10 protein-coding genes are annotated in these 12,935 nt (G+C 66.0%); 2 read left to right on the top strand and 8 right to left on the bottom strand.

The features are described 5' to 3' along the window. Positions 1-2: 2 nt before the first annotated feature. The 3 genes from ACIBI6_RS16270 to ACIBI6_RS16260 all read right to left on the bottom strand — a co-directional run bounded on the left by ACIBI6_RS16270 (position 3) and on the right by ACIBI6_RS16260 (position 3,479). On the bottom strand, positions 3-992 hold the full coding sequence (locus ACIBI6_RS16270) for a glutamate ABC transporter substrate-binding protein (RefSeq protein WP_364351332.1): 990 nt from the start codon (positions 990-992) through the stop codon (positions 3-5). Beyond that, positions 989-2,263, bottom strand: coding sequence for a hypothetical protein (locus tag ACIBI6_RS16265; RefSeq protein WP_396956803.1), 1,275 nt, complete (start codon positions 2,261-2,263; stop codon positions 989-991). Before ACIBI6_RS16265 ends, ACIBI6_RS16270 begins: the two co-directional genes overlap by 4 nt. Positions 2,264-2,618: 355 nt before the next feature. Continuing rightward, positions 2,619-3,479, bottom strand: a complete 861-nt coding sequence (locus ACIBI6_RS16260; RefSeq protein ID WP_396956801.1) for an SDR family oxidoreductase — start codon at positions 3,477-3,479, stop codon at positions 2,619-2,621. Between the two features lie 529 nt (positions 3,480-4,008). On the opposite strand from ACIBI6_RS16260, the gene ACIBI6_RS16255 reads away from it, so the two are divergent. Beyond that, positions 4,009-5,388, top strand: coding sequence for a phosphatidylglycerol lysyltransferase domain-containing protein (locus ACIBI6_RS16255; RefSeq protein WP_364351323.1), 1,380 nt, complete (start codon positions 4,009-4,011; stop codon positions 5,386-5,388). On the opposite strand, the gene ACIBI6_RS16250 is transcribed toward ACIBI6_RS16255, so the two are convergent. From ACIBI6_RS16250 to ACIBI6_RS16235, 4 genes are read right to left on the bottom strand one after another with little or no spacing between them, the layout of a single operon-like run. After that, positions 5,385-6,029, bottom strand: coding sequence for a pentapeptide repeat-containing protein (locus tag ACIBI6_RS16250; RefSeq protein WP_364351320.1), 645 nt, complete (start codon positions 6,027-6,029; stop codon positions 5,385-5,387). The genes ACIBI6_RS16255 and ACIBI6_RS16250 overlap by 4 nt on opposite strands. A 56-nt stretch (positions 6,030-6,085) precedes the next feature. Beyond that, positions 6,086-6,454: an NYN domain-containing protein gene (locus ACIBI6_RS16245; protein ID WP_364351317.1), complete on the bottom strand. Its 369-nt coding sequence runs from the start codon at positions 6,452-6,454 to the stop codon at positions 6,086-6,088. A 10-nt stretch (positions 6,455-6,464) separates the two neighbouring features. Next, positions 6,465-7,706, bottom strand: coding sequence for an RNA polymerase sigma factor (locus ACIBI6_RS16240; protein ID WP_396956797.1), 1,242 nt, complete (start codon positions 7,704-7,706; stop codon positions 6,465-6,467). Positions 7,707-7,716: 10 nt separating this feature from the next. Further along, positions 7,717-8,130: a YciI family protein gene (locus ACIBI6_RS16235; RefSeq protein ID WP_364351311.1), complete on the bottom strand. Its 414-nt coding sequence runs from the start codon at positions 8,128-8,130 to the stop codon at positions 7,717-7,719. Between the two features lie 235 nt (positions 8,131-8,365). Here ACIBI6_RS16235 and ACIBI6_RS16230 point away from each other — a divergent pair, with 235 nt between their 5' ends. Continuing rightward, positions 8,366-9,532 (top strand): serine hydrolase domain-containing protein, encoded by a 1,167-nt coding sequence (locus ACIBI6_RS16230; RefSeq protein WP_364351308.1) that lies wholly within the window; start codon positions 8,366-8,368, stop codon positions 9,530-9,532. A 12-nt stretch (positions 9,533-9,544) separates the two neighbouring features. Here the strand turns inward: ACIBI6_RS16230 and ACIBI6_RS16225 are convergent, their stop codons facing one another. Further along, entirely contained in the window at positions 9,545-12,913 is a 3,369-nt protein-coding gene (locus tag ACIBI6_RS16225; protein WP_364351651.1) for a carboxyl transferase domain-containing protein, read from the bottom strand. Between the last annotated feature and the right edge of the window lie 22 nt (positions 12,914-12,935).

Below are 12,935 nucleotides of genomic sequence, written 5' to 3'. Positions count from 1 at the left end.
TCTCACTCTTTGTAGCGCAGGTCCGGCGGACCGGGTGACGGGCCGAGGGCGCTGAGTCTGGCGTTGTAGAGCTGCTGCCAGGTGCCATCGCCGCGGATGCGTTCCAGCACACCATTGACGAAGCGGACCAGATCCGGATGTCCCTGCGCGATGCCGACCGCGTACGCGCCGGTGCCGATTACCTCGCCGACGATCTGCAGATTCCGGTCCTGCGCGACCAGACCGACCAGGATCGGATCGTCGCCGCTGATCGCGTCCACATGGCCCTGTTGCAGCGCGGCCAGACAGTCGGTCCAGTTGGACGCGCCCAGGACGACGGGCCGCTTGGGCAGGCTGAACAGTGGTCCGGGTGAGGTGGTGCCTCGAGTGACGCACACCCGCTTACCACCCAGATCCGCACCGGTCCGGATGCCGGAGTTGCGGACGGCCAGAAGGCGTTGCGTCGCACGGTAATAGACACCCGAGAAGTCGACATCGCGACGCCGCTCACAGGTCGCCGAGAAGGTGCGCACAATCAGGTCGACCTGCTTGTTCTGCAGGGCGGGTATCCGCTCGGCCGCGGTGACCGAACGCAATTCGATCCGGTCCGGATCACCGAAGAGGGATCGCGCGATTTCGCGGGCGATATCGATATCGAAGCCCTCGAGTTGTCCGGTGCTGGGATTGCGGAAACCGAACAGGTAGGTGTTCTGATCCACCCCGACCCGCAGCTTGCCATTGGCGACGATGGCCGCCATCGCCGAACCCGACGGCATCGCACCGGGACTCGGCAACGGACCGGGGCGCAGGGTGGCCTCCGGATCGCAATTGCCGCTGGATTCGCTCTGCGGTGGCGTCGTGATCTCGACGAGATCGGGCTTGGGGTTGACCGCGGCCACATTCGTGGACGCCGGGGGCTGGATGCCAGAACCGCATGCGGTCACCAGCGCGCTCACCGCGACCAGCGCCATCCATCCGAAACCGGACCGCCGCAGGACGATTCGCCGTCTCACAGGAACTCCTTCAGCCGTGGCCACAAACCGGTGACCGTCGATGCCGCGGCACCGAACAGGAGCACCAGTGTTCCCGCGGGGCTGAGTGTCAACGTCGCACCCGCCGAGTCGACTCCGTCGCGCAACTCGCCGCGTTCCTGGATGAGGTTGTCGCGCAACAGCTGATCGAGCTGGGCGAACAATGTCGCCGAGGAATCCGGACCGGTGCCGATGGCCTGCGCCACGGCCGCGGGATAGTTCGCCGCCTCGTAGGCCTCGCGCTGTTTGGCATGTCCGGCGGTCCAGCCGAGCACGCTGCGCGAGGCAGCGGAGTCCGGTCCCGCTACCGTCGTCAATCGATCCGCCAGTTCCCTGGTGTGCTTGCGGAAATCGGTTTCGCTGGTCGTGATATCGCCGCGGGTGATCAACTCCAGGGTTTCGTCGGTGCGCGCTTGCTGGGCCAGGATCCGGGCCCGGGTCAGGGTTTCGAAGCGACTGGTCGCCCCGGATTTGCCGGTATCGAGTGCGGCCGCGGCGATGACCGTCGCGGCGACCACCCACAACAGCGCGATGGCCGTCGCGCCGGCGGCGACCGCCAGACCGAGGTTCATCCGGCGATTGGTGCGGCGCAGCAGGACCAAAGTGCCACCGCCACAACTGATCAGCACCAGCGTCAGCAACACGATGGTCGTCCACGGCAGCGCGCCGATATCGTGCTGATCCTGACGCAGCGCGGCCATGCGGTCCTTGCTGAGCGTTTCGGCGTTGGGCAGCAACGAATTCTGCATCAACAGCGAGGCCTCGCGCAGATAGGACGAACCGACCGGAAAGCCCTGCCGGTTGTTCGACCGCGCCGTTTCGACCAGGCCGGTATAGGCGGGCAGGTCGGCGGCGATCTTGGCGACGATATTCCTGGTCTGCTGATCGGCGGCCCCGGCGGTCGCCTCGGCGAGTGCCGCCGCGGCATCGGCGAGTGCCTGTTGATATTGCCCACGCACTTGCGGTGATTCGATGCCGCCGGACAGGAAGGCCGTCGCCGCCGACGCGTCTGCGGCCGACAGCGCGACATAGAGGGTCTGGGCGGCGTAGGCCAGTGGTTCGGTGTGTTCCAGCACGGTATCGCGCCGAGCGATCTTGCCGCTCAATTGATCGGCCGAGGTCGACCCGGCGAGCAGACACAACACCACGGTGACGACGGCGACCGCGCCGATGGCACCTGGAGTAGTCCCGACGAAGCGCTGTAACCACGCACCCCCGTTGCGCATGGTCGCCGGTAGGCGAATCTCCAACACCGTCCCCCTTCATCTACCCGGCCGGTGTTCCCGATCGCGATAGTACGGGAGGGAATTCGGGTTTGCTGCCCATCGCGGCGAGGGCAGCGGAATCGGAGGTCAATCCGAAGTCACCTCGAGCGGCGGTGCGAGGGTTCGAATAGACCTGCGCCCCAACATATTTGGTCAGGTGATCACCATGCATTGCGCTGCATCGGTCGAGAGACCATCAACACCAGTGCATGGTGGGCATCTGTCCAAACTCGAGCGGAGGCTCAGGAGGAGAACCCCGTGGCCGCGTAGAACTTCCGATGCCACATCAGTCGACGTAGCCGCGCGACCCGGCCGCTGCTGAGTGATGGTCGGTCCTGTTCGGTTACACCTTCGTCGGCACGGATGCTTTATCGATATAGCGGCTCATCGCCCAGTTCAGCCCGCGCATCGCGAGGTTGTAGGACGGCGGGAAGTGGCGCTGCGCCAGATAGCCGACCCGGATATCTGGGGAGGTGAAGACCATGTACTTGTTGCGCTCGACCCCGCGCACGATGGATCGGGCGGCCTGCTCCGGCGTGACCGCATGCCGCATGAACAGCGAGACCGCCCGCTGCACCGCCGCGCCCTGCCGGTCGACGCCCGCGATATCGACGCTGTCCACCATCGGCGTCGCCATCGCACCGGGGCAGACCAGGCTGACACCGATCCGGTGCTGCCGCAGATCGAAGCGCAGCACCTCCGATACGCCGCGCAATCCGAACTTGCCCGCACTGTAGGGCGCATGCCAGGGCAGCCCGAAGAGCCCGGCGGCCGAGGCCACGTTCACCAGATGTCCGCCGCGCCCGGCCTCGATCATTCGTGGCACGAACTCCTCGATCACATGGATCGGGCCCATCAGATCAATATCGATGGTGCGCCGCCACTGCTCGTGTGTGAGCCGATCGACGGTCCCCCAGGTGGCAATGCCCGCCACATTCATCACGATATCGACGCTGTCCACCTCGCCGTGCACCTTCGCGGCCAGTGCCACCACGGCGTCGTAATCGCTGACATCGGCGGGCGCGGCCAGGCGCACTGCACCACCCCGCGCACGCACCTCATCGGCGGTGCGCTGCAGTCCGACGTCATCGATGTCGGTCAGGATGACCGATGCGCCCTTGGCGACAACCGCCAACGCCGTACTGCGCCCCAATCCACTGGCCGCTCCGGTGATCAGGCAGCTCTTGCCGTGGAACTTCGTCATGAACCAAACGATAGACAATTACGAACACTGTTGTCTATAGATCCGATATGCGTCTCAGACGCAATATTCGGCCGTCCGTCGACAGCTACCGGGATGTGATTCGTACATGCATCGCTGAACGATAGCTGTCGACCACGAATCGTGCTCATGACGACTCGTCGGAGCGTCGCCGCCGTTCACACAGACCGGCACCGAGGCGATATACAAGTGATGAGACCGATGTCATGGCGTCGATACCAGGGCCGATGGTCGGGAATACGGCCACGGAACGGCCCTTGTCCGATTGCACCAGGGTGGCATACTCGATTGGAGCGGCCAATGGCGCGCTCACCCCGGTCCGATCGTGGCCGACACACCAGCTTCCGCATGGCGCGGTCGTCGGGCGAACACTCGCGGACTCCAACGATCTTGGTACGCCAGGAATGTTCGAGCACTCATCCCATGTTTCGAATATTGTTGCGTGTACAGGATCATCGGGAGGACCACATGGGGAACCTGTTCGGACCCGCCGCCCTAGTCGGGTGCAGACGTGGCTGAAGGACGGGAAACGGCGGCACGGAATTCCACACTCGCGGGGTACCGCGATGCCTCGATCACCACCACAGCGGCCGTCCGCCCGGTGATCTCCATCGTCCTGCTGCTGATGGTTGTCGGGCTGGTCTACGAGGCCGGTCGCGCCGCACCCGGGCAGGATCACGGCTGGTTCGTCGCTGTGTCGATCGCCGGCCTTTTCGTGGTGCGCGGACTGCATCTGCGTCGGCCGATCACCCTGCCGCATTTCACCATCGCGGTCTTCGTGCTGGCGGCGGCCAATGCCGCCTATCGCGCCTCACATCCGGGCTTCGGCTTCGTCTTCCTGGCCGCGACCGGATTCATCCTGGTGCTGCCGCAGTCGAGTCGGCCCCAGCCCGAGCAGTTGTATCGCGTCGCCGAACTCGTCGGCCGTACCCGACGCGATCCCCTCGCCGCATTCGCGTTGCACTCGTCGAAGTCCTATTACTTCAATGCGAATTCGACCGCGGCGATCGGCTATCGGGCCCGCTTCGGGATCGCGGTGGTCGCCGGTGATCCAATCGGCGATCATGCCGACTTCCCGGCGCTGCTCACCGACTTCTCCGAATTCGCGGCGAATCACGGCTGGCGGGTAGCGGTGCTCGGCGCCAGTCCGGAACTGACCGAGATGTGGCGGCATCGAGCGATCGAACATCGGGGGTTGCGCGCGATTCCGGTCGGTCGCGATGTGGTCATCGATGTCGGAACCTTCGCGATGGTCGGTCGCTCCTTCCGCAATCTGCGCCAGGCCGTGAGCCGCACCCGGAATTTCGGGGTGACCACCGAGGTCATCAGCGAGGCCGACCTCACCGAACCATTGCGGGCCGAACTGCTCGATATCGTCGACGAGTGGCGTGCCGGCCGGCAGAATCGCGGCTTCTCGATGATCCTCGACCACCTGCTCGACGGTCGGAATCCCGGCATGCTGCTGGTACTGGCCCGCGATGCGGACGGGCGCGTGGCAGGTTTCCAACGCTACGGCGTCTCCGGGCGCGGCCGCGAGCTCAGCCTTGATGTGCCGTGGCGGCGCAAGGATGCCCCGAACGGACTGGACGAACGGATGATCGTCGATCTCGTCGACCACGCCCGCACGCAGGGCATCGAACGGATCGCACTGGCATTCGCCCCGTTCCCGGAACTGTTCGCCGAGAAGGAGCGCTCGCGGACCGGGAGGCTGATCTATGTGCTCGCGCATCTGGGTGACCCGCTGATCCGGCTGGAATCGCTGTACCGATTCCTTCGCAAGTTCCAATCGATGTCGGATCAGCGGTTCGTGCTGATCCGGTGGCGCGAGGTGCTGCTGGCAGCTGCGGCACTGCTCACCTTGGAATTCGTGCCGCACCGCAAGCAGTACTAGTCGCGGACGGTAATGCCTATCGCCTTGGCGAACTCGGGTGCCAGATCGAGCAGTTGGAGCGGGGTGATGGTCGCCCCGCGCAGGGCGTCGAGGCCCTCGGCGATATCGAGGTGTGCCGCGCCGCGTAGATCGACCTGCTGCAGTCGGGCGCGGTTGAGCAGCAGACCCTCCACGGTGGTGCCGGGGAAGGTGACCTTGGTCAGCTCGGCATCACCGAAGTCGGCATGGCGCAGCACGCAATCGACGAATTGCACCTCGCGCAGTTTGGCCTTGCGGAAGTTCACCGAGTCGAATTTGCAGCCTTCGAAGCGCACTCGACGCAAGTTGGCACCGCCCGCATCGACGCCGGACAGCGCACCGGCGAGCAATTCGACGTCCTGCCAGGAGGTATCGGACAGGTCGGTGCCGACCCAGCGCACATTGCGCTGCCAGACATCGGTGAAGCGGGAGAAGCGCAGGCTGCCGCGATTGACCGCCAGCGCGGTGAAGACGGTTTCGGCGAAACGGCAGTTGCCTGCCTCGATGTCATCGATATCGGCGCCGGTGATGTGCACACAATCGTAGTCGCCCTCGGATTCGAGATCGCTCTCCAGCGGCGTGAGATAGCGCGCGTAGGGCAGATCCTCGAGTTCGTTGGGCACTGCTGACCTCCTGGTTCGGCGACACTTCTCCTTGTCTACCAGTCGGATCCGACAGATCAGGGGTCGATGCGGTCCAGCAGCCAGCGCGGGCCGACCGATTCGGCGCCGAGCGCTTCGACTCGCTCGCGGAGTCCACGATCGGCCGTTACGACGGTGATCCTGTCCTGCTCGCTGGCCGCGGCCGCCACGACGTCGACGATCGCATCGTCTCCCGAACCGTCCGCCAGAACCACGCGCACGCCTTCGAAGTCATCCGATGCCGCGGCCTTCGCAGCGCCCTCCAATACGACGACCACGTCGGCGGGTTGTGTGCGGTCCAGTGTGCTCAACCGCATGAGCAATCGCCGAGCCGCGCCCGCACGATCGCGCCACCAGCCATCGGGGCGCGAGCCGACGACATTCGCGGCATCTACGACGATCAGCATCGCTATCTTTCTACTTGTCGGTGGTTCGGCGGGCGCGGGTGTGTAGGTAGCGCTGTTGCGGGACGCTCATCGTCTGTTGTGCGGCAAGCAGATATGCCTCGCGGGCGCCAGTCCGGTCCCCCATCGATTCCAACAGATGGGCACGGACGGCTGCCATGCGGTGGTCGCCCGCCAGCTTGCCGCTGTCGGCCATATCGTCGACGAGTTTCAATCCGGCCATCGGTCCGCGAGCCATGGCGACGGCCACGGCATGGTTGAGCTCGATGATCGGATTGTCGACCAGCGCGAGCAGGCGTTCGTAGAGCAGCATGATCTGCGGCCAATCGGTGTCCTCGTAGGTCGATGCCTCGTCGTGCAGCGCCGCGATGGCCGCTTGCAGCTGATACGGACCGGGTGCGCCGCTGGGTAGCGCCGCGGTGATCAGCGCGATGCCTTCGGTAATGGCTTCGGTGCGCCAGAGTGCGCGGTTCTGGTCTTCCATCGGAACAAGTTCACCCGTGGGGCCGGTGCGGGCGGGTCGGCGGGCATCGGTGAGCAGCATCAGTGCCAGCAGGCCGGTGACTTCGGCATCGTCGGGCAGCAGACGATGCACGAGACGGGTCAGACGGATGGCCTCGGCGCATAGTTCGACGCGGTGCAGACTCGGTCCCGAGGTGCTGGCGTAACCCTCGGTGAAGATCAGATACAGCACGTGCTGGACGGCGGCCAGGCGCGCGTCGCGGTGGGCGCCGGCGGGTGCGGCGAAGCCGACTCCGCTTTCCTTGATCGTCTTCTTGGCGCGACCGATGCGCTTGGTCATGGTCGCCTCGGACACCAGGAAGGCGCGGGCGATTTCGGCGGTGGTCAAGCCGCCGACCGCGCGCAGTGTCAGTGCTACATGTGCGGTGGGCGTGAGCGATGGGTGGCAGCACAGGAACAGCAGGACGAGGGTGTCGTCGGAGTCGGTGGGTTCGCGGTCGGCGGGCGGGGTGAGCCAGTCCTCGGACAGTGCCCAGCGGGCCACGGCGTCCTCGCGCCTGCGGCGGGCCTGTTCGTTGCGGAGCAGGTCGGTCAGGCGGCGGGAGGCGACGGTTATCAGCCAGGCGCGTGGGTTGTCGGGAATGCCCGTGTTCGCCCATTGAGTCGCGGCGGCGAGCAATGCCTCCTGCACGGCGTCCTCCGCGGTGTCGAAATGACCGTAGCGCCGCACCAGCGCGGCGAGGGCCTGCGGCGCACAGGTGCGCAGCAGGTCCTCGACCTCGGTATCCGACATCGGAAGGGGCTCAGCCGAATTCGGGTGCGGACTCCGCGATGGGCCGGATATCGGCGTAGGCCGTCTCGGCGATATGCGGCGGGGCCGGGCATTTGCTCAGTTCGGCGGCGATTTCGGTGGCACGGTCGAAGCTCTCGCATTCGACGATCCAGTATCCAGCGAGCACCTCCTGCGTTTCGGCGTAGGGACCGTCGGTCACGAACGGTGCACCATTCTTCGTGATGACGCGGCGGGTGTGCACCGGTTCGGCCAGACCACGCGTTTCGACCAGTTCGCCGGATTCCTCCAACTTCTTGTTGAGGTTGCCCATGAACTCGGCCATGGCCGCGAAATCCCCGGCGCTCCATGCGGGTTTGCCGGTGTCCTTACCGACCATGCCGTCGTAGTCCTGCTGCGAGCCGTAGCTCAGAATCATGTATTTCATGACAACTCCTCCGCTCCGGCGGCGCCCTGGTGGCGCCGCTCGTCAGATACGTCGCAGCCGCTGACCATTCTCGGACATGTCCGCGGAAAAAACTTCCGAGCGCGGTAGGTGGGTCGCTCGACCAGCACGAGTGCGGTGATCAATGGGGTCGCCCAGCGCCGACTGTGCCACGAGCCCGCCAACGGGTCCGTCACTGGCGGCGGTAGTCGGGGCGACGCGTGACATGCTGGGAGACATGGTGATGGATGGAGTTGTCGCGTCCGGGTTCGAGGCGGTGCGGGAGGTGTTCGCGGCGAATTTCGCCGAGCAGGGAGATATCGGAGCGGCGGTCGCGGTGTATCGGGATGGCCAGCCGGTGGTGGATTTGTGGGGTGGCCTGGCCGATCCGGACAGTGAACGGCCGTGGGCGCAGGACACGCTGCAACTGGTTTATTCGGCGACCAAGGGCGTCACCGCGACCGTCGCGCATCTGCTCGCCCAGCGTGGTGAGCTCGATCTGGACGCGCCCGTCGCGCAGTACTGGCCCGAATTCGCGGCGGCGGGTAAGGGCGATATCCCCGTGCGATGGTTGTTGACCCATCAGGCGGGGCTGGCGGCGCTGGATAAGCCGGTGCCGCTGGCGGATGCGCTGGCCTGGGAGCCGATGGTGGCGGCGCTCGCCGCGCAGACGCCGAACTGGCCGCCCGGCACCGCGCACGGATACCACGGGCGGACCTTCGCTTGGCTCGTCGGTGAGGTGATCCGGCGGGCGACAGGTCGCACCGTCGGGCGGATTCTGGCCGAGGATATCGCCGGACCGTTCGGAGTCGAGTTCTTCATCGGTTTGCCCGAATCCGAACGGCATCGCGTCAGCCGACTTGTATTCGCACCCAAGGTCGATCTGGCGACAGTCCCGGACGAGTTCATCCCGGAGGAATTCCGTCCGATGGTCGTCGCGATGCGAGATCCGGAGGCACTGGTCAACCGCGCCTTCGAGGTCACCGATCCGGCCGATATCGATTTCAACGATCCCGAGGTACACGCCGCCGAGATCCCGTCCAGCAATGGCCTCGGCACCGCACGCGGCCTCGTCCGGCTCTACGCGGCGACCATCGGCGAGGTCGACGGCGTCCGCCTGCTCACCCCCGAAACCCGCGCCGCCGCAACACGCGAACAGGTCGCGGGCATCGACCGCGTCATTATGCTGCCCAGCCGCTACGCCACCGGGTACATGCTCCCCACCGAAGCTTTCGCACTCGGCGGGCCCAACGCCTTCGGCCATGCGGGCCGCGGCGGCTCCCTCGCCTTCGCCGATCCGGACACCGGTATCGCCTTCGCCTACGTCACCAACTACATCATCGAAGGCGCACCGGACCTGCGTGCCCGCAATCTCGTTGACGCGGTGAACAACGCCATCGCCTAGGTGCTGGGCGGTTCAGCGCAGGGTGCGGATCCAACGGCGGGTGTCGGCGGGGTCGATGACGTCGTCGAGTTCCAAGACGGTGGCGGCGGTCAAGGCCTTGCCGTTGGCGTAGGCGAGCTGGACGAGGTTGTCGAAGGCTTCCTGGCGTTTATCCGGATCTTCGATGGCCGCGAGTTCCTTGGCGAAGCCGAGGCGGACCGCACCCTCCAGGCCCATACCGCCGATTTCGCCGGTGGGCCAGGCGATTACGAAGCGGGGGGCACGGAAGGACCCTGCGGCCATGGCCTGTGCGCCGAGGCCGTAACCCTTGCGGATGATGACGGTGCCGAAGGGGACGGTAAGTGCGGCGGAGTCGATGAACAGCTTGCTGAATTTGGTGACGGTTGCTTCCTTCTCCGCCTCCGGGCCCACCATGAAACCCGGTGTGTCACAAAGCGATACGATAGGCAGGCCATGGGCATCGCACAGTTGCAGAAATGCGCTGAGCTTGTCGGCGCCGGGGGCATCGATCGCACCCCCGAGATGGTGGCAGTCGTTGGCGATGAGTCCGACGGGGCGACCTTCGACCCGAATCAGGGCGGTGACCACGCCGACGCCCCAGTCGCGGCGCAGTTCCAGAACTGAGTCGATATCGGCTACCGCTGCGATGACCTCGCGGATATCCAAAGCGCGCAGCCGATTCTCCGGCACCACGTGGCGGGCGAGGCGCGGATCAGGTGCCGTCCAATCCCCGAGTGGCCCTTGGAAATACGAGATATAGCGACGTGCCGTGGCGACCGCCTCGGCCTCGTCGGCGGCGACGATGTGCACGACACCGTTGCGGCGTTGGACATCGATGGGGCCGATGTCCTCGGGTGCGTAGACGCCGAGTCCGCCGCCCTCGATCATTGCCGGCCCGCCCATACCGATATTGGCGTCCGGCGTCGCGATGACCACATCGCACATACCGAGCAGCGCCGCATTGCCCGCGAAGCAACGTCCGGAGACGATGCCTACCAACGGAACTCGACCCGATAGTGCGCCCATCGCGCGGAAGGTGGTCACATCGAGGCCGGATATGCCCGAATAGTCGGTATCCCCCGGTCGCCCGCCGCCGCCCTCGGTGAAGAACACCACGGGCAGGCGCTGTTCGTGCGCGAGTTGCAGCATGCGATCGGTTTTGGCGTGGTTGCGCATGCCCTGGGTGCCGGCCAGCACGGTGTAGTCATAGGACATGACCAGTGCGCGTGCGGCTTCCGCGCCGAACCGGTCCGCGTTGATGGTGGCGATGCCGCCGATCAGGCCGTCCGCGGGTGTGTTGGCGATCAGATCCTCGGGACTGCGGCGGAGTCGCTGTGCGGCGACGGCGAGAGCGCCGTATTCGAGGAAGCTGTCGTCGTCGACGAGGTCGGCGATGTTCTCCCGGGCCGTACGGCGGCCCAGCTTATGTCTTTTCGCGACGGCGGCCGGGCGGCCCGCATCGAGCCCGATCCGATGACGTTCCCGCACCTGCGCCAGATCGGCACGCACCGCATCCAGGTCGATCGCATCGATATCGGCGGCCGGACCATCATGGTCGGCTGGAATCCAGGTCAGCAGCAACGCATGCGGATCGACCGTCGCACCCGGTGCCACCAGATGCCGCGATATCCGCAGCGGCTGCTCCGCTCGCAGGACGTGCTGCATCTTCATTGCCTCGAGCACAACGACTTCCGCACCGGCCGGAACAATGCTGCCGGACTCCGCCAGACTCACGACAGTCCCGCCCATCGGCGACCGGATGCCTTGCTCATCGTCTTCGAGCGCTATCGCTATGGCCGCCGGATCCGCTACCGCCGGGCTTCGATGCTCGGCGAGCGCATGCGCGGGATCTCCGGTCGCCGAGTCGCCCGCGCGCTGGGCCACGGTGGGCGTGTAATCGCCTGCCCGACCGAGAAGTTCGCCGATGCTCTTCTCGAACCACGAAGTGGAAACACCGACACCGTCGGCGAGCTGATCCAATACTGCGCGCAGCAGACTCGCGTTGGTATCGACACCGGCAATCACGGTTTCCGCCAAAGCATCCGAACACCGCCGCACCGCAGCCGAATATGTCGGCCCCTGCGCAATAACCTTCGCCAGCAGGGAATCGAACTGCGCCCCCTGCCGCATCCCCGTGAACGCCGCGGTATCCACCCGAACCCCGACGCCGGTCGGCGCGGCGAACTCCGTCAACACACCGGTGCTCGGCAAAACCTCCCTGCCCACCGTCACCATCTCGGCATTGACCCGTGCCTGCACCGCGAACCCCCGCAGATCGCCAAAGGCATTCGCTCGATCATCACGACCCGTCACCTGCACAACCAGGCCACGGTTCGTCCGTCCGGTGGCCGCCGCGCTCATTCCCACCGCGGTCGCGGTGCTCTCCGGTTGCGGCGAATCCGAGCCGGGCAGATCCCCGAGAGCAAGGTCGTGCAGGTCGGCGCCGCGGGCGAGATCGAGTTGGGCTGCCACCAAGTCCACGCCGGTTACCGCCTCGGTGACGGTGTGTTCGACCTGGAGGCGCGGGTTGACCTCGAGGAACCAGGCTTCGGTTCCGGTGACCAGGAATTCGACGGTGATGACGCCGCGGCAGGAGACCGATTCGGCTATGCCGATGGCATCGCGGTGCAGGCGTTCTCGAAGGGCAGCAGGGAGATTCGGGGCCGGGGCGATTTCGATGAGTTTCTGGTGGCGGCGTTGGATACTGCAGTCGCGGTCGCCCAGCGTGATGGCGCGGTGTCCGTCGGCGATTACTTGAACCTCGATATGACGCGCATCGGCGGCCAGCGCTTCGGCGTACACGGTGTCGTCGCCGAAACCGGCGCGGGCTTCGGCTCGGCAGCGGTCGAATGAATCGGCGAGTTTGTCGGCCGTGTGGACCGCACGCATACCTCGTCCGCCGCCACCGGCCGACGCCTTGAGCATCACACCGGTCGGGTGGTCGGCGAAGAACGCCGAAATCTCCGCCAGGTCCGCGCCGACGGACGTCGCGGGCAGCACCGGGACTCCCGCCTGCCGTGCGGCGTCGCGTGCCGACAGTTTATTGCCGAAAATGCGCAGCACCTCTGGCGAAGGCCCGACGAATACCAGACCGGCGGCCGCGCATGCCGTCGCGAAATCGGCGCTCTCACTGAGGAATCCGTACCCGGGATGCACCAGCGCATCGGCGCCGGCGCTCCTGGCCGCGCCGACTACTGCGGCAATGTCGAGGTAGGCGGCCGCGCCGGTGCCCGGCAGTTGGAACGCGGCATCGGCCAAGCGCACCGGCAGGGTCGCAGCCTCCGAGCCGGTATAGAGCGCGAGGGTGGAGTAATTCCGCTCGCGAGCCGTCCGGATCACCCGGACCGCCACCTCACCCCTGTTCGCCACCACAACACGCATGCCGACAGTCTGCTTTGACATT

Source organism: Nocardia sp. NPDC050412 (genome assembly GCF_044458825.1).
Classification (GTDB): domain Bacteria; phylum Actinomycetota; class Actinomycetes; order Mycobacteriales; family Mycobacteriaceae; genus Nocardia.
This window is presented reverse-complemented; position numbering and strand designations above follow the sequence as displayed.